Raw genomic sequence first — 25871 nt, forward strand, 5'->3', positions numbered from 1 at the left:
CTAGCGCCGTTCCGGCCTGTCGCATGCACCACGGTACTTATCCCGCCAGCCGGAGCGGGTATCCTGCCACCAGGCACGGTCGAACACCCAGGCGAGCGTGGGCAGCAGCGGCGCAAAATAGTGCCGTGCAGCCGACGGCCGATCTGCCGCCGCGGCACGCAGCGGCACCCGCAAGGCCCGCAGACGCTCATGCAGCGACGGATGAAAAGGGAGCGCGTCCTCATCGCCGGTCTCGAGCAGGGCGTCGGTTGCCGCACGCACCGACGCGGGCCGCAGGAAGCCGGTTTCCACGCCGAGCCCCATCTCCCGATACGGTCGAATCGATGGCCGTGCGCGGATTTCGCTCTGCGCCATGACCTTGGGCCAGTAATCCTGACGCAGGAAGCGCTCCTTGAGGGTCACCTCGACCAGGGTCTCACCCAGCAGCCCCGGCCCGACCAGTTGCGCGGCCATTGCATCGGCCTCGAACTCCTCGATCCGCGACAGCCGCAACATGTTGCGGTAGAAGCGCCGCAAACTGCGGTCTGCAATGGATTCCATCAGCGGCATCGTCTCACACGCCGAGTCGAGCACACGCAACCACCAGGCGCGTACATGCGCACCGACCTTGCCTACGCCCTTGCGCTGCACCGCCAGGTGGGCAAACTCGTGAGCCAGCACGGCGGAGAGTTGCGAGCGGGACACGCTGTGCACCAGCGACAGCCCCAGCATCAGATGGGTTTCGATCCGCCCGACACACCCCCAGCGGGCGCGCTGCATCACGGTCGCATTGATGTCGCGCGTGATCCAGACCCGATCGATACGATCTGCACCGAGGTGGCTGGCGATGTGGTCGACCAGCAGATAGAAATCCGGCGCCGCACCGCGCAACAGGCGAACACCCTCCGGTACCGGCGGCGGCACGAACAACACGGCGGCAAGACGGGCGCCGACATAGGCGGCCACCACGGCCGCCAGGCTCGAACCGAGGGTGCTCAGCGGCGCGCCCTGGGTGAGCGACTGCCAGCTGTGCATCAGTGCGATGACGACGCACCACAACGCCAGCAGCACCAGGCCGCCGACCGTTACCAATCCGAGCGAGGCCAGCATGCCAAGCCGCATCGCCAGGCGCGGTCGAAGATCGAACAATCGGGAACGGGGCACATACATTGGCACTTACTCCTACAACGCACCGCAACATCTGCCGCACTATACGCCACGCAGACACGAACTAATATTGCACGAAAGCAATATCCCTCTGAAAAAAATGGATTTAAATTCAGGTCTGTGCCCATTTCCTCGCTTTCCCCGCCGGAAGCGTCTACAGTGTCGCCACGCTGCGTGCCCGACCAATCGGCCGCAACGCCTTCAACGACCTTTCCCGGTCACGAATCCCGCCCGCCTCGATTGGTGTCGTCCGCATTGCGGATGACAGGCCGACGCCGGAGCACTCTTCTCGCATGAACACCGAATCAAACTTTGCCAGTCTCGGACTGGCCGAACCCCTGCTGCGCGCCATTTCGGAAGCCGGCTACACCACCCCCACGCCGATCCAGGCCCAGGCCATTCCGCAGGTTCTGGCCGGCGGCGATCTGCTGGCGGCGGCACAGACCGGCACCGGCAAGACCGCCGGCTTCACCCTGCCGGTACTGCACCTGCTGTCGCAGACGCACGTGCATCCGCATCCGCCCGGCCGCCCGCGCTGCCTCATCCTGACGCCCACCCGCGAACTCGCGGCCCAGGTCGAGGAGTCGGTCAAGACCTACGGCAAACATGTTCCGCTGACCTCGATGGTGATGTTCGGCGGGGTCAACATCAACCCGCAGATCTCCGCGCTCAAGAAGCGCGTCGACATCCTGGTCGCCACCCCCGGCCGCCTGCTCGATCACGTCGGCCAGCGCACGTTGGATCTGTCGGGGGTCGAGATCCTGATCCTGGACGAAGCCGACCGCATGCTCGACATGGGCTTCATCCGCGACATCCGCAAGGTTCTCGCACTACTGCCCAAGAAGCGTCAGAACCTGCTGTTCTCGGCCACCTTCTCCGAAGAAATCCGCGAACTCGCCAACACCCTGCTGCACAAGCCGGCCTGCGTCGAAGTTGCACCGCGCAACACCGCTACCGAACTGGTCGAACAATCGGCCTACATGATCGGACAAAAGCAGAAACGCGAACTGCTGGCGTGGCTGATCAAGGAGCACCAGTGGTTCCAGGCGCTGGTGTTCACCCGCACCAAGCACGGCGCGAACAAGCTCGCCGAATACCTCACCAAGCATGGCATCGAGTCGGCGGCGATCCATGGCAACAAGAGCCAGGCCGCCCGTACCCGCGCGCTGTCGCAATTCAAGGACGGCTCGCTGCCGGTCCTGGTCGCGACCGACATCGCCGCACGCGGGCTCGATATCGACCAGCTGCCGCAAGTGGTGAACTTCGAACTGCCCAATGTGCCCGAAGACTATGTGCACCGCATCGGCCGTACCGGTCGCGCCGGGGCGACCGGCAATGCGATTTCGCTGGTCGACCGCGAGGAAGTCAAAATGCTCGCCGACATCGAGCGCGTGATGCGGCGCAAGATCGACCGCGTCACCGCCGAAGGCTTCGTTCCCAGCGCCGGCGCCGAGGAGGCCCATGACGCCGATCAGCGACGCGAGCCGATGCCGCGCCGTGGCGGCGGTCGGTCGGGCCAGGAACGCAAACCCGCTGGCGCGCCGGCAACGCGTACCGAGCGCCCTGCCGGACGTGGCCCCGCCAACGGCGGCCAACCCGGCAACCGGGCGCCGCAACGCGCCCGCGGTGAAGCCGACGGCAACCGCGCCCGCCCGGCAAACGCTCCGCGCCCCGAGGTCGACGGCAACCGCAGCGCGCCGAGTCGCCCCGAGGCCAATGGCAACAACGGCGCAAACCGCAGCCGTCCCGAAGCCAATGGCAACCGTGCGCCACAGCCCGGCGAGCGTCGCAGCCCGGCACCGCGGGCGGCGCTGTTCTCGGCCAGAACCGGTAACGGCAACCGCTGACCCGATCGCCGCCGAAAGACGTAGTCACAAGAAGGCCACCGCAAGGTGGTCTTTTTGTTGGTGCAGAGGACGCTGCACCTCGCCGCCCCTGGATTGCATGCCGCCAACCCGATCGGGACCGGCCATCGCATTCCGCGACATTCGGCGAGCACGTGACTGCCCCCCATTCCGGCAGCCGCGTACGTGTGGGCCATGGCAGACTGATATCCGGTCGCAACAAGCGCGGGTTCAATCCGGCCGGACAGACGGATCCGGTCAGCACCCATACGCACCAGTATGGAACATCCGTATAATCCGCGACTTCACATCAGAAAAACATTGGACAGGAGCGAGAGGATGACCATGCAGTCCCTTTACGAGCAGAAGCGAATGAGCCCCGCCGACGCGGTGGGCCTCGTACACAACGGCGACGCGGTGATCGTGCCCACCGGCGTAGGCGAGCCGCCCACCCTGCTGCACGCCCTGTCCGAGCGCCGCCACGAGCTGCGCAATGTCGCGGTCAGCCAGATCCTGCCGCTGCGCAAGTTCGCCTACATCGATCGCGACGTGCGCACCAACATCCGCCACGACGCCTACTTTTTCGGCGGCGCCACCCGCGCCGGCGGCCAGGCCGGCTGGGTGGATTTCGTTCCGGCCTATTTCTCCGAACTGCCGATGCTGATCGACCGCGGCCTGTCGCCTGCCGACGTGGTGCTGTCGATGGCCTCGCCGATGGACGAACACGGCTACTTCGCGCTCTCGCTCGCCCCCGACTACACCATGGCCGCCGTGCGCAAGGCACGGGTGATCCTGCTCGAAGTGAACCCGAACGTGCCGTTCGCCAACGGCGACTGCCATGTACACATCTCGCAGGTCTCCGGTCTGGTGGAGAGCAGCGAGGAGCTGTTCGAGGTCGGCCTGCCGGCCATCGGCCAGATCCAGGAGGCGATCGGCAAACATGTCGCCGACCTGATCGAGGACGGCTCCACGCTGCAGATCGGCTACGGCGGCATCCCCGATGCCGTGGTGATGCAGTTGCAGCACAAGCGCGACCTCGGCATCCACACCGAAATGGTCGGCGACGGCATCCTGTCGCTGATCGAGTCCGGCGCGGTCACCAACCGGCGCAAGACCTTCATGCCCGGCAAGATGGTCGCCACCTTCGCACTCGGCTCGCGCAAGCTCTACCGCTTCCTGCACCGCAACCCGATGCTGGAGATGCATCCGGTCGACTTCACCAACGACCCCTACATCGCCGCCCGCAACGACAAGCTGTGCGCGATCAACGCCACTCTGCAGATCGACCTGCTCGGCCAGTGCGGCTCCGAGAGCCTGGGCCACACGCCCTACTCCGGCACCGGCGGCCAGGTCGACTTCGTCCGCGCCGCCAACCGCTCGAAGGACGGCAAGGCCTTCATCGTGCTGCCCTCCACCGCGAAGAACGACACCGTGTCACGCATCGCGCCCGTGCTGTCGCCCGGCACCCACGTCACCACCAGCAAGAACGACATCAACTACGTGGTCACCGAGTACGGCGTCGCCCAGCTGCGCGGCAAGAGCGCCAAGCAACGCGCCGAGGCGCTGATCGGCATTGCGCATCCGGATTTCCGCAGCGAGCTGCGCGAGGCGGCGAAACGGATGAACCTGTTGTAAGCATTGCCGACGGGTCCGAACCCCGTCCAAGAGCACGAAGATCGTGATCGAAGCTGACGGATCGACTCGTGAGGGTCGGTTCGGCGGCTACCGGGCAAGGCGGGGGATCGCCGGGGAGAACCTTCACATTGGTGCACGCAGCGGGAACGAGCATGCCGAAAGCAGGGCTAGCGCGGCAGCCAACTCGGCCGTACCCGCAGCTGATTGATTGCCTCAGCCCGGCGTACGGTTCGCGGTATCGACCAGTGCTTGCAGCACCAGTTCGCGCTCGAGCCGGTCCAGGGTGCTATCGAGCACTACCGTGTCGCGCAGCTCGATGGCAGCGGATCCGTTGCCGGCATGTAGCCGGTCCAGCAGGTGACGCGCAACCACATGGCCGTGGCTGGCCGCCTTTTCCAGCCACGCGATGCCGGCGGCTGCGTCGACCGGCACCCCCTCACCGGAAATGTGGCAACGGGCCAGCCAATACATTGCCTCCGGGTAGAACTGGCGCGCGGCCTTCTGCATCCACCCTATGGCCTCGGCTGCGAGCGCCTCACTCAGCATCAGCAAGGCCAGTTCACATTGCGCCTCGGGGTTGTTCGCATCGGCCTGTTCGATCAGCTCGTGGTCTTCCGGCGCCAGTGGCAACCGCGCGAACCGGAGCACGTCGGCCACCGCGACGCGGGCACGCTCTCCCGGCGCGGCGGCACCCTCGGTGCGCAACACCCCCTCGGCAATCCGCCGCCACAGCGTACGTTTGCTCAGCCCGGTAATCGAACTGGCAGTGTTTAGAGAGATGAAGGACATGAGGTCAAGAGCGTTCCGAGGCAGCGTAAGATTGTGACATATTCGGTGACTGGCACACCTCGGGTGTGCCAAGAACCTGCAATGGAATCCAGCGAGGCCCGTGCTCTGGCACAAGCAGCGGCGGTTTTCGGCCATATCCCCCGAAGCTCAACTCTGGCAAGGATATTGCTTTGACGTTACCGGAAGGCGCGTAGCATGCGATTTCAACACCAGACAACTCTACTGTCTTAATGTAAAGGGGTATGACCATGAAAAAGATTCAACAAGGCTTCACCCTGATCGAACTGATGATCGTCGTCGCGATCATCGGCATTCTGGCGGCCGTCGCGCTGCCGGCATATCAGGACTACACCATTCGTGCGCAGGTTACCGAAGGGATGACGCTCGCCTCTGGTTCAAAGACCGCGGTGGCAGAATTCTTCAACCAGACGGGAAGATTCCCGCCTAACAACGCGTCCGCTGGCCTGGCAAGCGCAGCCAGCATCAAGGGCAAGTACGTCACCGGGGTCAACGTTGGCACCACTGCGGGGACCATCCAGGCTACGTTCGGTGGCGATGCCAACACGAAGATTTCGGGCGACATCCTCCTAATTTCGGCAACCACGAGTGCCGGCTCAGTAGACTGGGCTTGCAAGTCCACCACGGTCGATCCCAAGTATCTTCCGACCAGCTGCCGCTAATCGTAATCTGATTGGCTGACCGAACCCAGGCCGGCCCCATTGGTGACCAGTGCCCCGCTCCTGCGGGGCACTTTTTTTCACTCAAACACCAACGCCCGGGCTTTCTTGAGCAGCGACAATCAAAATTGATGCCACTCCGGATACTCTTTGGCGTTGCACTGATCCTCGCCTGTACGGTGCTGGTATACGCACCGGGCCTGTCTGGCGGATTCGTCTTCGATGATTTCGTCAACATCGTGGACAATCCCGGACTACGGGTAGGCACCCCGACCCCGTCATCGTGGCTGGGCGCGGCTTTCGCGAGCGACGCGGGGCCCCTCGCCCGACCGCTATCCATGCTGACTTTCGCGGTGGAAATTCATTCGTTCGGGCTCGACCCCGGCCCCATGAAGGCAACCAACCTCGCAATCCACCTGTTTAACGCGGCGCTGGTCTTCCTGCTCTTGAGCACGCTGCTGTCGATCTACCGGGACCGACGACCTGAAGCCTTTGCCATTGTCACGCCGGCATCCCTCTCCCTGCTCGTCACCGCGGCCTGGGCGCTCGCTCCGATCAACCTGACGGCCGTGCTGTTTGTCGTTCAGCGCATGGAGAGCCTGTCCACGCTCTTCATGCTGTTGGGCTTGCTGGCTTACACGCACGGCCGGCGCCTGATGGAGGCCGACGATGCCGGCGCGCGCGGCTGGCGCTGGATTCTCCTCGGCCTGCTGGGCTGCGGCAGCCTCGCCGTGCTGAGCAAGGAAAGCGGCGTCATGCTGCCCGTCTATGCCCTGATCATCGAAGGGCTAGTGTTCGGCTGGGGTAAGCCTGGAAGCCACGTCCGCAAGAATCTTGTCCGACTCTATACGTTTGTGCTGTTGTTGCCGGGCCTTGCCGGCCTGGCCTGGTTGGCGCCTTCGACCCTGTCTGGCGCTGCGTTCGTGGATCGCCCCTTCACCCTGTCCGAGCGTTTGTGGACGGAATCCCGGGTGATCTGGGACTACCTTGGCTGGATTGTCGCGCCATCCCCGGCCACGCTGTCGCTGTACCATGACGCCTACCCGATCTCGCGTGGGCCGCTAGCCCCCGCCACCAGCCTGCTGGGCGCGCTGGGACTCGTGACGCTGCTTGTTGTTGCCGTCGCCCTGCGAAAAAGGGCGACCTTGTTCAGCCTGGGCGTGTTCTGGTTTCTGACGATGCACCTGCTGGTTTCCACGGTATTGAGCCTTGAATTGGTCTTCGAGCACCGGAACTACATGGGGTCGCTCGGCGTTTTCCTGGCAGTATTCGCGCTGATTTTCACGCAACGAAACGCGGCGCGAATGAAAGTTGCGTGTTATGCAATTGCATTGGCGGCGATCGCCCTGTATGCCATCCTGACTTTTCTTCGCGCCAATGAGTGGTCCGATCCACTGAAGCTGGCCTATTTCGAAAATAGCCGTCACCCGGAATCGCCCCGCGCCGCTTACGACTTAGGGCTCATGCTTACCAAAGCCAGTCCGCCCCCGGGAAGTATTGCTTTCGCCACCGCTATCCACACGTTCAAGCACGCGGCCGGCCTGCCGCGGACTTCGCTGCTCCCCCATCAGGCGCTCCTGTTCATGCATGGGAAACATCGTCTGAGCATTCCAGATGGGTGGTGGGAAAACACCTATGCCTACATTGAGAATAGACCGCTGTCGGCGCAGGACACCAACGCCCTTCATGCACTGCTCACGGCCCAAATGGAGGGCGTCATTCATCTCGACGAGGAGAAACTGGGCGCGTTGTTCAAATCGGCCTACATCCGCCACCGTCGCCGAGCGGATATCGTCACGTTGTACGCCAACTTCCTGCTGAACGTGGCGGGCAGCCATGCAGAAGCGGAGCCCTTCCTGCAGGAAGCCGTTGCGCGGGACCCACGCAATGTCCAGATGTGGACGAATCTCGTGCGTTATCAATTTGCTGTCGGCCGGTTCGCGGAAGCTGAAGCCGGTCTTTCCCGGTTGCGCAATCTGAACCGCTTTGGCCGACACGACGCAGTAGTTGCCGAACTCGCGGCCATGCGTCCGGCCCCGAAGCAAGGTCGTGTGCGTAGCGGCGGGGTGGAAGCCGGAATCCCATGATTGCCACCGCTCGAGTGCATCCGGACCGCTGGCAAACTCCACTGGGGCTTGCGGCAGTGCTGGCCCTGTGTGTGCTTGTCTACTGGCCCGGACTCCAGGGCGGCTTCCTGTTCGACGACTGGAGCAACCTCCCCCTTCTGGGAATGTACGGCGCGATCGACAGCCTTGAGAACCTCGTTCTGTATCTGCTCTCGGGTTTTTCCGGCCCCACCGGCCGCCCGTTGTCGCACCTGAGTTTTCTCCTCGATGCACGCGATTGGCCCGCGTCGCCTGTATCGTTCAAACGCACGAATCTCATCATTCATCTGCTGAACGGCGTCGCGCTGTTTGGATTGCTCCGCCAACTCACACTCGCACTGGGGGTGCGATCCGGCACAGCCGGAAAAGTGGCCCTGCTGGCTGCAGGAATCTGGCTACTGCACCCTTACTGGGTGTCCACCACCTTGTATGTGGTCCAGCGCATGACCCAGCTTTCGGGGCTGTTCGTGCTGCTCGGACTGTGGCTCTATGCGTGGGGTCGCATGCATTGCGCGCCTCAGCTTTCCGTTCGGCTCGGCTCGGTCATGCTGTTTTCCATCGCAGGATGCAGCGTGCTCGCGGTCCTGGCGAAGGAAAATGGTGCGCTTCTCCCGTTGCTCGCGATCATTCTCGAACTCACCGTCCTTGACGCACACGACCACCGCCACCATCGGACGCCCTCCCGCACGTTCCGCATTGCGCGCTGGATGGTGCTGGGGCTGCCAACCCTGTTCATTCTTCTCTACATGGCTCGCGGGATCCCTCCTCTCCTTGCTGGAGATCCCGGCGTACGCGAATTCACGCCGGGGCAACGGCTGCTGACCCAGGGACGGATGCTGTGGGACTACCTGTTCAACATCGTGCTTCCCAGGCCATCCTCCGGCAGCCTTTTCAACGACGACATCGTCATCTCCACAAGTCTGCTGCAGCCATGGAATACCGGGTTGGCGTGGGCAGGCTGGATCGCGTTGGCCACCTGGGCATTCAGAAGCCGACTACGCCATCCAGCCTGGGCGCTTGCCATTCTCTTCTTCCTGACCGGGCATCTGCTGGAATCCAGTCTCCTGCCGCTCGAACTGTATTTCGAACACCGCAATTACCTGCCTGCGGCAATGATCGGACTTCCCCCTGCCCTTTGGCTTGCCCAAACTCAAACACCACGCCTGACTGCTTCCGGACGCAGACAAATTGCACTCGGACTGGTCTCGATACTCGCTTTTCTGACCCTGATGCGCACAGACCTATGGGGGCGGCCGTTCCCGCAAGCGATGAAATGGGCGCAGGAGCACCCGAACTCACCCAGGGCACTGCATTATCTGGCCGGTTTCTGGCGCACGACGGGCAATCTTGACGAAGTCCTTCGCTTGAATCGGCTTGCTCGGGAGCTTGATCCAAGCGGGCTTCCCTGGTTGATCGAAGCGGCGACGCTCAACTGCAGTCGGGGGCTTGACCCATCGATCGAGATCGCGACACTTCTGGCTGCGCTGGATCGGCGCACCTACCCGTCGGCGGTCGCGACCGCGCAAGTCGCCCAATTTCTCGACCATCTACTCGATGGACGGTGCGCTGCCGTGGATACGCGGGCAACACTCGAACTGATTGCCGGGCTGGAGCAAACCGGCCAGGCCCAGACAACCCCGAGCTTCCTCACCATGCTCACGCAGCGGGAAGGGCGTGGCTGGCTCGTGCTCGGCGAACCCGAGCGGGCCATGGCCGTTTTTATCGCGTTCCGGGCTCGCGTGCCCGATGAGGGACCGCATCTTTCCAACGTGGCGATGCTGGCGAGCTTCGGCCATTATGAGCACGCGCTGGATCTGCTTGACCGAACACCCGCGCCCACCGACAGGACCGCCGGTTTGTCCATTGCCGCCCTCAAGACCATTTACATGGACGAGATCGGCTACTACCCCAGGGAGAAGACGCACTTGCGCGAAACCTTGCTTGCCGACATCACCAGCAGCAAATCGAGGCCCAGGGCGTCCAACCCGAACAAGCCTCCTGCAACGCATGAATGACGTGAGAGAATCCACAGTCTTCAGCCACCCCGACGATGGGCGACACCCATCCATTCAGTATCGGCTATGTCGCACCTAAACCTTCCAGCGGAAACGCACACCATGCCGAGCACAGCGACCACCGTCTCGCTGTCGATCATCCTTCCCGCGCGGAACGAGGCGGGTGCGATAGGCAACACCCTTGCCCACATCATGGAGCTCTATCCCGATGCGGACATCCTTGTGGTAGACGACGGATCCACCGACGGCACAGCCATCTTGGCCTCGGATATGGGAGCGCGAGTGCTGAGACACCCGTACCCGAAAGGCAACGGCGCGGCAATCAAGACCGGTGCCCGTGCCGCAAGGGGCGAGGTTATCGTCTTCATGGATGCCGACGGCCAGCATGACCCTGCAGACATTCCGCGCCTGCTTGTGCGCCTGGACGAAGGCTACGACCTGGTGGTCGGCGCCCGCCAGACGGGCTCACAAGCCAGCCTTGGAAGAGGTCTTGCCAACAAGTTCTACAACCGTCTCGCCACCTACATGACCGGGCATGAGGTGGAAGACCTCACATCCGGTTTTCGCGCGGTGCGCGCAGAACGGTTCCTCGAATTCACCTACCTGCTGCCCAATGGGTTCTCCTACCCCACGACCAGTACGATGGCCTTCTTCCGGGCTGGATACTCGGTTGCCTACGAACCGATCCATGCGTCCAAGCGCGTGGGAAAGAGTCATCTACATCCGGTGAAGGATGGCCTGCGATTCCTGCTGATCATTTTCAAGATCGGAACGCTCTATTCGCCGCTCAAGCTCTTCGCTCCATTGGCATTCGTTCTTTTCCTGCTCGGGCTCGGGTGGTACGGCTATACGTTGGCGATCATGGGTCGCTTTACCAACATGAGCGCACTATTGTTCACGGGCGGCGTCGTTGTCTTCATGATGGGACTGATCTCGGAACAGATCACGGCATTGATGTACAAGGACTCCGGAGACAAACATTGACTGCCACCCAAACCACTGCCATCGATCTGAACATGGCCCCGGGTGAAACCCTCACGGCCAAATGGCCAACTGACGGCCAGCGTTGATAGTGTCGCCTTCCGTTGCACGCCCCCAATCGGTCGAAGCGAAGCATGGCGCCATGCTCGTTAGCAGGAACTTTCCGCCGTTGGTGGGCGGGATGGAGCGTCTCAATTATCACGTTCTCGATGAACTCAGCGCAGTCTTCGATACCACGCTTGTTGGCCCGAGCGGAGCTGCGGAACACGCACGCAGGTCGGCACATGTGCGCACCTGTCCGGCAACACCGATTGCGTCGTTCCTGGCTTGTGCATGCGTCCAGGCTGTTTCGCTCGCTCGGAAGACGAAGCCGAGACTCGTCCTGGCCGGAAGCGGAGTCAATGCACCGCCTGCCTGGTTTGCAGCTCGGGCGAGCGGAGCAAAATTAGGCGTGTACGTTCACGGTCTGGATCTGTTGGTCGAGCACTTTGCATATCGACATGCATTTCTGCCCTTCATCCGCAGGGCCGACTTCTGGCTGGCCAACAGCAACGCGACGGCGAACGCCGCGCACGCGATCGGGCTCGAGTCTTCCCGCGTGCATCTGCTCCACCCGGGCGTCGCGATACCCGCCTCCCGCCCGACGGAGAGCGAACTAGACGACTGGCGCAAGCGCCAGAATCTGGGCACGCACCCCCTGATGCTCTCGGTCGGGCGACTTACCAGACGCAAGGGCCTTGTTGAGTTCATCCAGAAGGCCCTCCCCGCAATACACAATGCCCGGCCTGATGCCCTTCTTGTCGTGATAGGAGCCGAGCCGGGGAATGCCTTGCATAAAGGCACGATTGGGTACGAGGTGCTCCGCAGCGCCGCGCGTGAAGTCGGGCTGGAGGCGAGCTTGCGGATACTCGGGCCAGTCACCGACGCAGAATTGATCGTCGCCTATCGCGCTGCAGCCGCTCACATCTTTCCGGTGCGGGATCTTCCCGGGGATATGGAAGGATTCGGGATGGTCGCCATCGAAGCCGCTGCAAACGGATGCCCGAGCGTAGCCTTCGCCGTAGGGGGCGTGCCTGACGCTGTATTACCCGGGAAATCGGGCCAACTGATCATCCCCGACGACTACGCCAGCTTCGCCAGCCATGTTATCGAGCAATTGAAAGTCGGGCGCTCCTCCCAAATCGAGAACTCCTGCATGGAGTTTGCCAAGCGCTTCTCTTGGGAAGCCTTTGGACAGAAACTTCGCTGTTGCCCCCCAATTCAGGAGAGTGCCAGATGACCAAGGACCACCGTACCGTAGCTGCATTCTATAACGACGTGTACTACGCGAAATTGGGGGCACAAAGTGGAGTACCAGACCGCCACCTTCTGAGACTTGCCGATAGACTTGGTGTCAGCCCCGGCCAGAATGTGCTCGACATCGCGTGCGGAGCTGGACAGTGGTTGCAAGTTGCACATGGCAGAGGTGCCGAGGTTGCGGGAATAGACATTTCTGATCGTGCTATCGACGTATGCCGAAAGAACCTACCCAGCGGAAACTTTCACGTTGGACCCGCCGAGACCCTTCCGTTTCCGACAGAACACTTCGACATCGTGACCTGCCTCGGATCGCTGGAGCACTTTCTAGATCAGGCAGGAGCGCTATCCGAGATGCGACGCGTGGCGAAGCCTGGCGCAAGCATTCTGATTCTGGTTCCGAACTCGGGCTTTCCACCGTACAGAGCAGGCCTCTATCGTGGAACGCAGCAGAAGAATATTCGGGAAACAGTTCGATCCATTGAAGAATGGACCAAACTTTTCGATCATGCAGGGATCGAGGTATGCGATCGCTGGCGCGATTTGCATGTACTTTCACGAAGCTGGATCCTTCGGAAGCCATTTCCGATGGTTCCTTTGCGCTGCCTACAGGCTGCGCTCCTTCCGATATGGCCGATACGCTGGCAGTATCAGATCTATCATTTATGCAAGGCTAAACGCACCGAGTTAGCCGCTCACGTACCCGCTGACGCAGGCGTACTTAGCTGAAAATGAATACCGTGACACCTTGAACGGATATCGTGGGCCGAAGCGAAATATCTGCGCATCCGGTGCAGACGGGTCTTGTCTGCCCTTCGTCAGCCGCACAGACCAGAACGTTTTCTCAGCAAGATGTCCAGCTTACCCATCTCAATTGATAAAGGCTGCGTTAAGCTCGCTAAGACCTCGCCTCACGCTCGAGGGGGAGGCACAGCCGTTCAAGCATCGACGAAAGTGACGTGGCGCGATCGTGCCAACTCTTGACTGCCTGTGAACTGACACCATGCGGAGCGTGTAGTTGTTCCTCAAGCCTCATCGCGAGGGTTGCCGGTGACTCCGGAGGAAAAAGGCAGTCCGGTCGATCTGCGAGCAAGCTGGACATTTCCCCTACGTTGGCCGCCACGATAGGCGTCCCGCATGCAATGATCTCCTGAAATTTCTGTGGATAACAGTAGCGCCCAAAGTCTGAATCCCTGTTGCAAATCACCGCTACATCAAGAGCACTAAAAACATATGGAATGCGGTGTGCAGGAAGATCTCCAAGGTAAATAACGCGTGGGTGTCGAAGTCTTTTGATCACTCTGTCACATGGTCCGGCAAGAACCAGGTGCAGTGATGGAAGCCTTTCCGAAAGAATTCCAAAGGCATCAACCAGTGTGCTGATCTGGCGACTCGCGTCGAGTGCGCCAGCAGTGCCTATCAACATGCCCGACTCAGGAAGCCCCAGCGTTCGCCGCGCTTCGACCGCCAATATATGGCGAAAACGATTCGGATCAACTGCATTGCCCAATACAAGACTCGGGATTGTTCCAAGACGATATCTGGATCGGACATAGGCATCCAAAGTGTTGCTCACTACCGTCAGACCGACTGCATTTCGGCAGGCTAGACGCAGGAGCGCCTTCACCCCAGGCAAACGAGTCAGCCCAAAATGCTCATAGTTGTCGTAGAGATCGACGACATATGGCACGCCGACTGCGCGGCAAATCCACCATGCCGCAATTGCATGCCACGCGTCGGAACTGGCCCAAACCACGTCAGGGTTAAATTCCTGGACTGCCTGCCTTAGCCTCTGAAGGTGGCGAACACTGCTTGGTGGAAGAAATGGCACGCCATTCATCGACTCCCAACGTACGGTATTGGCACCACTGCCTTGGTAGATGCCCTCCTGCGTCGGCCTGTAACTCAGGACAAGCCCGCGAACCTCATGGCCTTGGGCAGCTAAAGCAGCAGGAATTTCGAACAGGCGACCATAGCGATCCCCAAGCAAATCACGGCCACTGTACTGGCGCTTGGCAATTACAAGTATCCGCACGTTATCAGAGCAGCACCAGAGCTTGGTGGTAGGCCTTGCGGAGGATCTCACCCAAGGTATCCAGCCTGACGCCACTGCCGCGCCGGGCGTGGTCTTTCAAGAGCAGTTTCGGACCACCTTTCTCCATGATGAAACTACAGGTCTTCCTGAGTTCGCGTACATAGCCCGCGTAGAACCATCTGCACAGCTTGTGCGGCATCAAACCCCAGTCCAGGAGCCCGGTCGATATGAAATGAGGACTGAATATCTTAACGCCGTGAAAATGGTAAAAGATCAGTGCCTCGCCGTCGGGACAAGGCTTTCCGTCCTGCCACGGCATAGGGACTCCCGCCCAGTTCCAGGGCGCGACCCCAGCCCCAGGGTGCCGAGCAATGACGAGATCGCTCCGATAACGCTCTGGCCACTCGTCAAGATACTTCTGATCTCCATATTTTCCATCCTCAGGGCGGTCATAGCACCATTCATGGCACTGGGCGCGCCACCGGTCGAGGCAGTCCATGCCCCCCGGGCTTCTTCGAAAAGACAGATACTGAACATTGAAGCGACCGTAGACCTCCTTACCTTTAAGGGACGGCGAGTATCGATGCTCGATTGCGAGGATGGACCGATCCCCGAGCTCAGTAAACAGAGGCTCAGGGGACGAATAGAAGTACAAATCGGCATCCAGGTAGGTGATGAGAGGAATCTCGAGCCTGGATTGAAGGAGGTAAAGCGGAAGATAGGGGCTCAGCGTGAAATAGTATTCGATGAGACTGCGACGATCTTTGACTTCAGACAGTTCCGGCGCCCAGGCTTCGAGGGTACCAAGAGGAACGGCCTCCAGGTGCTCAAGCCCCAGTGATCCCAAGACTTCCAATGTTCGCGCGTCCATGGCCAGGACAAACAGCTTGCACTTGCATCCGGATTCTATCAAAGAACGATAAAGGGTCAGCCCTCGGACCAGATAGTTGCTGTCAAAGTAGGTACAGAAGTAGTGCATGTCGGATTATCCAAGGGATCCCATAAAATGAAGCCGATACAGCAGGTCAGCCGCAGCAAGCAACACACTCCTGGAGTGCAAGGCATACCGACTCGATGTCGTTCTCGGCGAGCTCTGGATACATGGGCAGACTGAGAATTTCGCCGACAATCGACTCAGTGTGGGGAAGTGGAGCCGGTCGGCACACCTCCGCGGAGAACGCCGGTTGCTGGTGTACCGCAAGTGGATAGTGGATCAGCGTTCCTATTCCACAGTCCCCGAGTCGGCGTCTGAGCTCATCGCGAGCATGGGTCCTAATGACATACTGGTGAAAAACATGACTGCTTCCAGGTCGCTCGAAGGGAAGAACAATTGGCAATCCAGACAACCGTTCACCATACCGTTGTGCAACGGCCCTGCGCCGGTCGTTATCGAAACTGAGGAAGGGCAGCTTCTCCCTCAGAATTGCAGCTTGCAATTCATCAAGTCTGGAATTGAATCCAATGGTGTCACTAATATATCGAGCACGCCATCCATATTCCCTCAGGAGCCTTACTTGCTTTTCCAAATTTCGATCACTGCCAATGACCGCCCCGCCGTCGCCCAAAGCTCCTAGATTCTTGGTGGGATAAAAGCTAAAACAACCGAGGTTTCCCCATGTCCCGACAGGTCTTCCATCCAATAGCGCACCATGCGCTTGGGCACAATCTTCGACGACCGGCAAGCCTTTTTCCTGTGCCAATGCCATCAGGGCCGGCATGTCGGCCGCTTGGCCGTAGAGGTGCACGACTACCACAGCCCTGGCACTTGCAGCAGCTTGGCTTGCCAGGACGGATTCAAGACTGCCCGGAGACATGGTGTAGGACAGGGGGTCAATATCCACAAAGAGTGGGCGGGCTCCAATTCTAGCGATAGCAGCAATGGTGGCCACGGCAGTATGAGAAACGGTAACCACTCCATCACCGGCCTCTACGCCTACTGCTCGCAAAGCCAGTTCAATCGCGTCGGTGCCGTTAGCTACGCCAGCGGCCCACTCAGATCGCATCGCCCGCGCAAATTCCATCTCGAAGGCACTGACCTCCTCTCCCAGAATATACCAGCCGCTCTCCAGTACCCGCGCGACGGCCGCCTCAATGGCACTACGATGGGATGTGAAACTGGCTTTGGGATTCGACTGTGGAATGCTCACAGGTAGTCGCTCCCACATCGTCTGAAATACTCGAGTGTTCGGCTGATACCATCACGGAGCGTCACCTTCGGCGCCCATCCCAAGGTCTCACGGATGAGACCGAAGTCGGAGTAATAGTCGCCAATGTCGATTTTCTTCCGCTCAGCCGGGAACGTCTTAACCTCGAAGGAACCACTGCCATTCGCGGCGACCAGAATGTGGGCGAGTTCGGCCAGGCTAACAACCTCGTCCGAACCCAGATTGAAAACCATACCATCAGCCTTGTCATCTGCTGCAGAAAGAAGGAAGGCATCAACAACGTCCTCGACGTAATTGAAATCACGCAACTGCTCGCCACCCCAGACTTCGAACGCCTGGCCCTCCAGCAACCTTCGGATCCATACGCCGATGAAGGTCTGCCGAGCATCACGAATGCGCATTCCTGAGCCATAGGTATTGGTCAGACGCAATGCACTGGTACGCATGCCGTACACCTTGTGGTAAAGCAGGTGATAGCTCTCGCCAGCAATCTTATTGATGCCATTGACGTCAACTGGGCGAAGCGGGTGCTTTTCGTCAACCGGCAAGTATTCTGGTCGTCCGTAGATCTGACGGGTACTCGCAAAAACAACCTTAGCGCAAGGATTGTGGTGTCGCAGGGCCTCAAGTATCGAAAGCTGCGCGCGGCTGTTGATATCGAGATCCGTGTAGGGATCGTGCATGGAATCAAGGTGGCTCGTCTGTCCGGCAAGATTGAACACGACATCGACTCCCTGCACCAGATACTTCATGCTATGGGGATCTCGAACATCAGAAATATTGAGCCTGACATCCTTGCTGAAATCCGATATGTTCGTCAGATTACCGCCGTACTCCGGAATCAGGGAATCGACGAGGGTAACATCAGCCCCGGCTCCAACGAGGCGTCTGGCTAAGGAGGAACCGATGAAACCCGCGCCGCCGGTAATAAGTATTCGTTTGCCATGGAAGGTCATGATTACTCCCCCGAGAAAGGTTTGTGGGCGCGTACGAAATTGTCCAAGTAGAAATTGGGGTCCGCCCGCACCAGAGGCTGGACGCACACGCCAACCAATGAAATCGGGGGAATACACAGCATTCTCAAGCCCAGCCTGAAGAGCGTCGGCAGCGCTCTGATCCGGGCATTGAGGCCGTCGGCCAACAGCGCCAGGAGCGCCGACATTCCGCCAACCAGTTTCTCGTGTTCATCGATGTGGAAACCAGCAGCACGGAGTTTGTCCTCCAAGCCAAACGAAGTGTAGCGTAGGCAGTCCCAGGGCTGCTCGTGTTCAGGCCAGACAAATGGCACAGACAAAATCAGCGTACCACCCGGGGCCATGGTTCGATATATCTCATCCAGAAACACAGTCGGATCAAATACGTGCTCCAAAACCTGATTACACAGAATGCCGTCAAAATGACCATCAGAAAACGGGAACACGGCTCCTTCGTAAAATATGTCCGCCTGCTTCTTCGCCCGATTCTGCGGGGTATCTAGCTCCAGCCCGACTACTTCTCGGGCTTTCGTCATCAGGTGCCGGTATGGCTGCACACCGCAACCTACATCCAGGACTCTCCCACTCAGAGAGTCAACCGAGCGGCTCATCGCGCCATATAGGGCGCGCCGGGGGATGAAGTGCGGATTGATGAACAGTGCCCACCAAGGCGCTTCAAAAAGGGCGCGCTTTATGAGGCGATTCACCGGATTCCCCGAAGGCGTAACAGGAAGCCGTGGAAGCCCGCACCTACGCTCCCGCTAGACCAGATCGGGGGATCCTTCCCCTCCCACTGCGTGATCAACTCGTAACTGTGTCCCAAGCGTTCGATGAAGCGTCTCCGGTCGAAAAGCCAGGACGGATAGCTAGCCTTATACAACGCAGCAGGGATGCGTTGCACGGTAATCACCTCCCCGTTGAATGAACACGGATGACGGTCTACCAGCATGTACGGAATCCCCATAGATGCAATCTCGTCCATAAGTCGATAGGGATACTCCAGGTACTGAAGGACACTGGAAAGCAAGACGACATCCGGTAGCGGGCCTCCCGCATCCCTGACGGCCTCCAACGTCAGGTAAAAGCGCAGCAGGGGGGTTTCGAACTCGGCCCGACCGGCCTCAACGAGAGACTGTTGCTCCACAATACTCCACTCGAGTCTCAGATCGTCTGGAAGGTGGGCTCGGCACTGATAATAGGAACTGCCGAATCCACCACCGAAATCGACGACGCGCAAGCAATCGATCCGTCGTTCGACAACGATACGAAGCAACCCCGCAAGCAGCGGAAAGTGGGCTGGGATTTCAGCATGCGTGACACCATCCTGTTCCCATGCAGCCTCGCCTCGCCTGACCGCTCGCGCAGCGTCCAGCAGGCGACTCACGAGCTCCGCGTTGTCGTATCCGGCACCTTTCATTTTCGCTTCTTGCCAGGTGTCGTAGCGACCCTCGTAGGTGATGGCATAGCCAGCGAGCCGATTTACGAGATCCCTGGCGCCCTGCGGGATCCAGCGACGTATAAAACTCTTCCCGCGGGGGCTGCCCGTCATCCAGCGAAGCAAGTACATTTTTCCTGACTTAGGGTGTCTTTCCGGCTATCCTAACCCAACTTGTGCTCTCTAGTGTTGATCCCCCCGCTTCATGCCTAATGGTCTTGGCCAACGACGTCTTGCCCTCAATGTCCTGTGGTTGATACTTGATCGAGGCTTGCGGCTTGCCATAGCCTTCGCGGTGAGTGTGTGGGTGGCCAAGCGACTCGAACCAGCGGTGTTTGGAGTACTAAGTTACGCCAATGCAACGGTAGGTGTGCTTTCCTTTCTTGCCACTCTTGGGATAGAGGCTGTGGTAGTCAGGATGCTGGTCGAAGAGCCCGAACGGCGGATGGAAATCCTATCCAGCGCCATGCTCATGCGATTCTTGGGCGGGGCAAGCACCATCGCGGTTTCCTACGTTGTAGTGTGGTTGCTTCAACCTGACAAACCCATCTTCCTGCTGATTACACCTCTTATTGCAACAGCCAGCATGTTTCAGGCTGCGGAGGTGGTTGAATATTGGCTGCGGCAGAGACTCTTGTCTCACTGGATGGTTATTGTCCGCCAAGCTGTGTTGTTGCTGGGCGCCGGAGCCCGCTTGCTTGCGTTGACGACGGATCGTCCTTTAGTTTTTCTGGCCCTTATCCAGGCATTGGAGGGGCTACTCATTGCCCTTGCATTACTGACCGTGTATCAACGCCTTGGCGGCCAGGAACGATCATGGCAGCCGAGACTCGACCGAGTGCGAATGATATTCAGACAGTCATTGCCGCTCTTGATTTCTGCTATTTCCGTCGCACTTTACGCCAGGGTCGGCGTGCTGTTTCTTGGTCACTATCACAGCACGAACGACGTTGGAATTTACACCATCGCTGCCTTGATATCCGAAGCAACACACGCACTTCCTTTTGCGATCATGGCTTCGTATGCGCCGATTCTGTTAGCCATTCGCAAGAGCGACCCAGAGAATTTTGACCCGAAGGTCTATCAATGCATTCGTTTTGTGGCTGGATTGGGCCTGGTAGTCGCGTTGCTATTCACGCTCATTGCTGACTGGGTTGTTCCCTTCCTGTTCGGAGCGAAATATGCGGCCGGCGGCGTCATTTTGATGATTCATGTCTGGTCGGCAGTATTCGTGTTCGTCAGCACGGCGAGTGAGCCATGGTTCATGGGACACGGCAACCAAGTGTACTTTATTCCCAAGACACTCCTTGGCGCTGTAACCAACGTCCTGCTCAACCTCTGGCTTGTACCGGATTACGGAGCAAAGGGAGTGGCAATTGCAACGGTCATCTCATACTCCGTCTCAGCCTACTTCGCAAACGCCATATTTCCCAAAACCAGGCCTTTGTTCCGTTGGCAGACGAAAGCACTATGTTTGATGCCTTGGCATGACGAACTAACTGTAGGATCAAAAAGGGTAGGCAATGTACGACGGCTATAGGAAGTACGGTGAAAACGAAGCACGAGAATACGACGTTGCGCGGGAAGTGGAGCCGGTTTGGCACGCGGAGAATCGCTTTGTCGAAGAATACTTTCAAACATCCAATCCTGGGCGCTTGCTTGATGCCCCAGTCGGAACAGGGCGCTTCTTGCCTTACTACCATCAGGTAAGGGAGGTCGTTGGATTGGATATCTCCGAGTCGATGTTACTCGAAGCCAAGTCGCGGGTATCACGACTTGGCCTTGGGAACACACGTCTTACGTCCGGCGATATCTTCGCCCTCAGCTACCCCGATGCTTACTTTGATGTCGTTGTAAGCTGGCGCTTCCTACATCTGTTGCCACGGGAAATGCTTGTGCCTGCTCTACGCGAACTGCGGAGGGTAGCGTCCGGCGACGTGCTGATCCAAGCTTATCTCGCCCCAGGTCCATTGGGCATGCTCATCGGCGCAGTGCGACGTAGTCCGAGGACGGTCGCCCGCCTCCTCGGTTTTCCACAGAAGCACGGAGCAAAGGAAGCTTGGTCGCATATCCAGGCGTATCACCACTCATGGGAAACGCTGGTTTCCGCATTCGTTGCTGCAGAGATGCAGGTGAGTAGGAGGGTGAAACTTGCCCCCTACGGGGAGGGCGAGGCAGTAGCGGTAGTTTTGAGGAGAAAATAGGTGGGATGGGATCTTAAATGGAGGGTACGTGAGGTCGCCATCGCAGATTGTGTGCACTACTGTGGATTTCGGTATGGGCGGCGAGAGTTCAATCCGTATGAGAATTACGTTACAGGACTGGCTGAAAGATTGACGACAGTCGACCTTCGGAGCCGTTTTTTGGACTTTATCCGTTTTTATAGACCCCAGAGTCTTGGTGAGGCACTCGGGGTACCAACATCGCGCGCGATACCCCTTTGGTGGTTGCCTTGGAAGTCGTGGCGCAAACTATTCCGGCAAACTGGCTGGTGTGCGTCGCCTAACGAGATTCCCGACATCCTCACTTATTTTTGCGCGCAAGGTGTTCCGTGGATTCGTATCACTGAAGAATTCTTTTGGCTGGAAAGTGCATGGAAGGCTATTTCCACAAGCGGCTACCGTCCGCAAGAGCATTGCTACGTCACCGTCATGGAACTCGCGGACAACTCCGGCTCGTCTTTCCTCGTAACCGATGGCAACCACCGCCTCTCCGCACTAGCCGCCCTAGGGATGAAGACGGTGCTGGTAAGGCAGAGCAGGTTCTCGGTAGCCCATCGGAGCAGAGCAACTTTGTGGCCCCTGGTTCTCAGCAGGCATATAGGAGTTGCGGATGCTACGGCGTTGTTCGACGCTTACCGGCTTGGAAATCGATCAGTATTTCGTGCACTGCAACCAGCAAACATTCTTGACAACCATGGCAATGAAATGAGTGAACTTGAGTTGCAAACACTCATCGAGACATCAGATCCACCGAGAATACCGTAGGCAGCCGGATGGATGCCTTTTCAAGTGCCAGCACCATGATCGAACTTGTATTTTCTTGCAGACCAGTACAGCAAAACGCCCAGACGCCGGCTACGATGCTCGAACTCTTCATGCTGGAGTGAGGGGATACCGCGGTGTATCACCACCAATAGGCCCGGTGCGGTTTCATGCCCTCGTCCGATTGGTCCAATACATTCTGCTCGATGGCATAGAGTCGATTTCCGGGCCCTCGTCAGTGCCTTCGAGCATAGGAACCGCAGAGAAGCACCTGCGCAGAGCCATCCGCAGGGCGCCACGCCGACAGTGGCCTGCAGAGTATTCATGAGGCTCACCAAAATACATGCAGCGGCAATATATCGATGCTGCAAACTGAGACTGCGAAGCGAGTTTGGCTCTTGCGACCGCTACTGGTCGGAACTTGGTTTCAACTACACGGTCTCGCCGCGAATCGACGGCGTCGGACTTCGGCAAACAGAGCCCCGGCGGCAATGCAAGCGGTGCGCGTCATTCAGCATTCACTCCTCATCTCGGGCTAAAGATTTCCCACAAACTGCCGATACCCTGAACAGCAACCCTGGATGTTCTGCAATGAAGCTCACCCGGCTCCACTCCCTGTCGATGCAACTCGCCGCCGTGCTCTGGCTGTGCGCTGGGGGACAGGCGTATGGCGCCGACTGGCAGAAGGTGCTCGGCGACCGCGGGCGCACGGTGGAGATCGACCGGGAGAGCATCTTCGACTCGGACCGGGGCACCAAGGTGTCCTGGGGGCGGGTGGTGCTGGCGGACGCGGAGGCGGCCACGGCAGGGTATCGGACGATCAAGGCGTTGAACCGTTACGACTGCCCGCAGCGGAGTTTCTTCACGATCAAGCGGGTGTATCTCGACTTCAACGAGCGGGTGCTGCGTGAAGAATCGGTCGCCGACCAGACCCCGGTGGTCGTGACGCGGGATACCGCCGACGAACGGATGTGGCGCGAAGTATGTCGGCCTCCGGGCGGGGCCGACCTGCAGCAGATTGCCGAAGCGGCCAGCAAGGCTGCGGCCAGTGCCGTCACTGCGGCTAAGCCCGTGGCTGCCGCACCCGCGATTGCGCCGCCACCGAAAGTGGTGCCGGTGGTCGAGGCGAAGAAGGCCGACGTCGCACCGAAGCCACCGACCGCGGCGCCTGTTCCCGCAACACCTGTCACGTCGGCTGCGGCGCCCGCGAAGACGGCCGCGCCATCGACACCGCCGGCCGCCACCACGGCACTCGGAAAGCCGGTTCAGGTCATCAAGCCAGGATCCACGCCGGCGGCGATGCCGATTCCGTCCATCCGGCCAGATCTGGCCGCGCTGGCAGCGAAGAACCAGGCGCAGATGGTGCGCCCGGCCAACGCCACGCCGGCTGTAACGACCGCGCGTCCTCCTGCGCCTGCCACTCAACCGACACCAGCCACTTTGCCACCGCCAGCGATCGTTTCCTCAGCTGCACCACCGCCTGCGCCAGCTCGGGCTGCCCCGCGCCCAGCCGAAACCCGCGCCGCGCGTCGGACACCCGCGCCCCGCGCACAAGCGATTGCGGCGCCTCGCCCGAAACCGCAGACCACCTTCCGCCCCCCGCAAGGAGAAGGCTGGAGCTATGCCGGCGACACCGGGCCCGATCGCTGGGGCGGCCTGCGCCCCGACTGGAAGCTTTGCAGCACAGGGCTCCGCCAGTCGCCGATCGATCTGCGTAACGGGATCGCGGTTGAACTGGACCCGGTGAAGTTCGACTATGGGGCGACGCGGTTCCGCATCATCGACACCGGCAACATGCTGCGGGTGAATGTGGACAGCGGCATGACCATGGAGGTGCGCGGCCAGCGCTACATGCTGGACTACATCACCCTGCATCGCCCTTCCGAAGAGCGCGTGGGCGGCGGCGCCTCCGACATGGTGGTGCACTTTCACCACCGCGACGGCGATGGCAAGCCCGCAATGCTCGGCGTGCTGCTGGCAGTGGGCGAGCAACGCAATGCGCAACTGCAGGTGGTGCTCAACAACCTGCCGCTGGAAAAGGGCAGCACCTACATGCCGGAAGCGACGATCGACCTTGCTGCCTTGCTGCCGTCCAACCCGGGGCATTTCCTGTACATGGGCTCGCTCACCACGCCGCCGTGCACCGAAGGCGTGCTGTGGGTGGTGATGAAGGAACCGGTCGTGCTATCGGCCGGGCAACTGGAGATCTTCACCCGGCTGTACCCGCGCAACTCGCGTCCGATCCAGCCCACCGCCGGGCGTCTGGTGCTGGAATCGCGCTGATGCCTGCCGTCGCATAGCGCCGCGCCTGCTCACCTCGCAGCCAGCGCCTCGCCCAGGAAGCGCTCGACCTTGGGCACGGTCGCAAAAGCGACATTGAAGCGCAGCCAGGGGCTGGGCTGCATCTGCGGGCGGAAGACCTTGCCGGGGGCGAGCATGATGTCTTGCGCGGCGGCGGCTGAGGCCAGGCATGCGGCATCCTCGATACCGGGTGGCCGCGCCCACAGGAAGACGCCGCCTTTGGGCTCCAGATACACCTCCAGTCCTACCCGCTCGAGCATGCGCAGGCACGCGTCGGTGGCTTGGGTGAGACGCCCCTGCAGGCGATCGATGTACTTGCGGTAGTGACCGTCGGTGAGCATCTGGTACACCAGTTGCTCGTTGAACTCGCTCGACGCCACCGTGGTGAGCGTTTTCACGTCGGTCAGCTCGGCGGCGAGGTCCGGGCGCGCGGCGAGGAAGCCCACCCGCAGGCTGCCCGACAGGGTCTTGGAAAAGCTGCCGACGAAGATCACCCGGTTGAGCTGGTCGAGATTGGCCAGACGGGTGGTGGCGTGGGGGTGGAAATCGGCATAGGTGTCGTCCTCGATCACCAGGAAGTCGTGCTTCTCCGCCAGCTGCAGGATACGGAAGGCCACCCCCGGCGACAGGTTGGCGCCGGTCGGGTTGTGCAGCACCGAATGGGTGAAGAACACGCGCGGCTTGTGGTGGGCGAGCAGGGCTTCGAGCTGCTCGACGTCGGGGCCGTCGAGGTTGCGCGGCACGCCCACCAGCGTGGCCCCCTGCAGCCGCAGGTTGCCGAAGAAATTGAAGTAGCCCGGATCATCCACCAGCACGGTGTCGCCCGGCTTGACCAGATGACGGGCAAGGATGTCGAGGGCGCGGGTGGCGCCCTCGGTGAGCACGATCTGATGCGGCGCGGCGCCGATGCCGAATTCGGCCAGCTTGATCTGCAACTGCTGGCGCAGCGGCAGATAGCCCTGTGCGGTGCCATAGGCGGTCAGGCGCGCATCGGGGCGCCGCGACAAACTGCGCAGGTGGCGGCGCAAGCCTTCGCCATCAAGCCAGTCGGATGGCAGCCAGCCGGCGCTGGCCTTGATCTGCCCCGGCCGATCATCGAGCGCCTGACGCATCATCCAGGCGACGTCCACCGCCCGGTCCACACTCGCCAACTGACGCCCTTCGCCGCCTTCGTGCCGGGGCGCGACATAGAAGCCGGAGCCGCGGCGCGAACGCAGATAGCCCAAGGCCACCAGCCGGTCGTAGGCCTCGACCACGGTAAAGCGGCTCACCTGCTGGCGCTCTGCCAGCTTGCGGATCGGTGGCATTTTCATGCCCGGGCGCAGGATGCGATCGTCGATCTGGGTGCGTACCGCATCGACAATCTGCTCCACCAGCGGCATGGCCTGCGTATTGTCCAGACTGACCATCAGCATCTCTTCCTCCTGAATTCACCAGTCCATGTGCATGGACCTGTACTGCTCGCACGACCGATACGATTCAGCGCATC

The 25871-nt window shown here is 60.3% G+C and carries 20 protein-coding genes; 11 read left to right on the forward strand and 9 right to left on the reverse strand.

The genetic code is table 11. The features are described 5' to 3' along the window. Positions 1 to 1149 (reverse strand): M48 family metallopeptidase, encoded by a 1149-nt coding sequence (locus AC3A35_RS22050; protein WP_487438546.1) that lies wholly within the window; start codon positions 1147 to 1149, stop codon positions 1 to 3. 290 nt (positions 1150 to 1439) lie between these two features. Between AC3A35_RS22050 and AC3A35_RS22055 the strand changes: the two genes are divergently transcribed. Beyond that, positions 1440 to 2993: a DEAD/DEAH box helicase gene (locus tag AC3A35_RS22055; RefSeq protein ID WP_487438547.1), complete on the forward strand. Its 1554-nt coding sequence runs from the start codon at positions 1440 to 1442 to the stop codon at positions 2991 to 2993. A 336-nt stretch (positions 2994 to 3329) separates the two neighbouring features. Beyond that, a complete protein-coding gene (locus tag AC3A35_RS22060) occupies positions 3330 to 4625 on the forward strand; it encodes an acetyl-CoA hydrolase/transferase family protein (RefSeq protein WP_487438548.1) in 1296 nt (431 codons plus the stop codon). Positions 4626 to 4838: 213 nt separating this feature from the next. Here AC3A35_RS22060 and AC3A35_RS22065 read toward each other — a convergent pair whose 3' ends face one another. Beyond that, a complete protein-coding gene (locus AC3A35_RS22065) occupies positions 4839 to 5414 on the reverse strand; it encodes a tetratricopeptide repeat protein (RefSeq protein ID WP_487438549.1) in 576 nt (191 codons plus the stop codon). 248 nt (positions 5415 to 5662) lie between these two features. Here AC3A35_RS22065 and AC3A35_RS22070 point away from each other — a divergent pair, with 248 nt between their 5' ends. The 6 genes from AC3A35_RS22070 to AC3A35_RS22095 all read left to right on the forward strand — a co-directional run bounded on the left by AC3A35_RS22070 (position 5663) and on the right by AC3A35_RS22095 (position 13217). Continuing rightward, positions 5663 to 6094 carry a pilin gene (locus AC3A35_RS22070; protein WP_487438550.1) on the forward strand — a complete coding sequence of 144 codons (432 nt, stop codon included), beginning with the start codon at positions 5663 to 5665 and terminating at the stop codon, positions 6092 to 6094. Positions 6095 to 6222: 128 nt separating this feature from the next. Beyond that, the gene (locus AC3A35_RS22075) at positions 6223 to 8178 is read left to right on the forward strand and encodes a tetratricopeptide repeat protein (protein ID WP_487438552.1); all 1956 of its coding nucleotides are present in this window, start codon (positions 6223 to 6225) and stop codon (positions 8176 to 8178) included. Further along, the gene (locus AC3A35_RS22080) at positions 8175 to 10211 is read left to right on the forward strand and encodes a hypothetical protein (RefSeq protein WP_487438553.1); all 2037 of its coding nucleotides are present in this window, start codon (positions 8175 to 8177) and stop codon (positions 10209 to 10211) included. Before AC3A35_RS22075 ends, AC3A35_RS22080 begins: the two co-directional genes overlap by 4 nt. A gap of 102 nt (positions 10212 to 10313) precedes the next feature. Continuing rightward, positions 10314 to 11195, forward strand: a complete 882-nt coding sequence (locus tag AC3A35_RS22085) for a glycosyltransferase family 2 protein (protein ID WP_487438554.1) — start codon at positions 10314 to 10316, stop codon at positions 11193 to 11195. 178 nt (positions 11196 to 11373) lie between these two features. Beyond that, entirely contained in the window at positions 11374 to 12471 is a 1098-nt protein-coding gene (locus AC3A35_RS22090; RefSeq protein WP_487438555.1) for a glycosyltransferase family 4 protein, read from the forward strand. Beyond that, positions 12468 to 13217 carry a class I SAM-dependent methyltransferase gene (locus AC3A35_RS22095; RefSeq protein WP_487438556.1) on the forward strand — a complete coding sequence of 250 codons (750 nt, stop codon included), beginning with the start codon at positions 12468 to 12470 and terminating at the stop codon, positions 13215 to 13217. The genes AC3A35_RS22090 and AC3A35_RS22095 overlap by 4 nt, the downstream gene beginning before the upstream one ends. A 169-nt stretch (positions 13218 to 13386) precedes the next feature. Here AC3A35_RS22095 and AC3A35_RS22100 read toward each other — a convergent pair whose 3' ends face one another. Genes AC3A35_RS22100 through AC3A35_RS22125 form a run of 6 tightly spaced genes read right to left on the reverse strand, consistent with a single transcriptional unit; the run spans position 13387 to position 19229 of the window. Continuing rightward, the gene (locus tag AC3A35_RS22100; protein ID WP_487438558.1) at positions 13387 to 14574 is read right to left on the reverse strand and encodes a glycosyltransferase family 4 protein; all 1188 of its coding nucleotides are present in this window, start codon (positions 14572 to 14574) and stop codon (positions 13387 to 13389) included. Next, positions 14528 to 15502, reverse strand: coding sequence for a hypothetical protein (locus AC3A35_RS22105; protein ID WP_487438559.1), 975 nt, complete (start codon positions 15500 to 15502; stop codon positions 14528 to 14530). The genes AC3A35_RS22100 and AC3A35_RS22105 overlap by 47 nt, the downstream gene beginning before the upstream one ends. Before the next feature lie 46 nt (positions 15503 to 15548). After that, a complete protein-coding gene (locus tag AC3A35_RS22110; RefSeq protein ID WP_487438560.1) occupies positions 15549 to 16670 on the reverse strand; it encodes a DegT/DnrJ/EryC1/StrS family aminotransferase in 1122 nt (373 codons plus the stop codon). Next, the gene (locus AC3A35_RS22115) at positions 16667 to 17644 is read right to left on the reverse strand and encodes an NAD-dependent epimerase/dehydratase family protein (protein WP_487438561.1); all 978 of its coding nucleotides are present in this window, start codon (positions 17642 to 17644) and stop codon (positions 16667 to 16669) included. The genes AC3A35_RS22110 and AC3A35_RS22115 overlap by 4 nt, the downstream gene beginning before the upstream one ends. Before the next feature lie 2 nt (positions 17645 to 17646). Next, on the reverse strand, positions 17647 to 18369 hold the full coding sequence (locus AC3A35_RS22120; protein ID WP_487438562.1) for a class I SAM-dependent methyltransferase: 723 nt from the start codon (positions 18367 to 18369) through the stop codon (positions 17647 to 17649). Beyond that, positions 18366 to 19229: a methyltransferase, TIGR04325 family gene (locus AC3A35_RS22125; protein ID WP_487438564.1), complete on the reverse strand. Its 864-nt coding sequence runs from the start codon at positions 19227 to 19229 to the stop codon at positions 18366 to 18368. The genes AC3A35_RS22120 and AC3A35_RS22125 overlap by 4 nt, the downstream gene beginning before the upstream one ends. A 73-nt stretch (positions 19230 to 19302) precedes the next feature. Between AC3A35_RS22125 and AC3A35_RS22130 the strand changes: the two genes are divergently transcribed. The 3 genes from AC3A35_RS22130 to AC3A35_RS22140 all read left to right on the forward strand — a co-directional run bounded on the left by AC3A35_RS22130 (position 19303) and on the right by AC3A35_RS22140 (position 24364). Continuing rightward, entirely contained in the window at positions 19303 to 20637 is a 1335-nt protein-coding gene (locus tag AC3A35_RS22130; protein ID WP_487438565.1) for a flippase, read from the forward strand. Beyond that, positions 20621 to 21301: a class I SAM-dependent methyltransferase gene (locus tag AC3A35_RS22135; protein ID WP_487438566.1), complete on the forward strand. Its 681-nt coding sequence runs from the start codon at positions 20621 to 20623 to the stop codon at positions 21299 to 21301. The genes AC3A35_RS22130 and AC3A35_RS22135 overlap by 17 nt, the downstream gene beginning before the upstream one ends. Positions 21302 to 22405: 1104 nt before the next feature. Beyond that, positions 22406 to 24364 (forward strand): carbonic anhydrase, encoded by a 1959-nt coding sequence (locus AC3A35_RS22140; protein ID WP_487438567.1) that lies wholly within the window; start codon positions 22406 to 22408, stop codon positions 24362 to 24364. 29 nt (positions 24365 to 24393) lie between these two features. On the opposite strand, the gene AC3A35_RS22145 is transcribed toward AC3A35_RS22140, so the two are convergent. Further along, complete coding sequence (locus AC3A35_RS22145; protein ID WP_487438569.1) at positions 24394 to 25797, reverse strand: aminotransferase-like domain-containing protein; 1404 nt, start codon at positions 25795 to 25797, stop codon at positions 24394 to 24396. Between the last annotated feature and the right edge of the window lie 74 nt (positions 25798 to 25871).

This window comes from Azoarcus sp. Soil_N_20 (assembly GCF_057656155.1).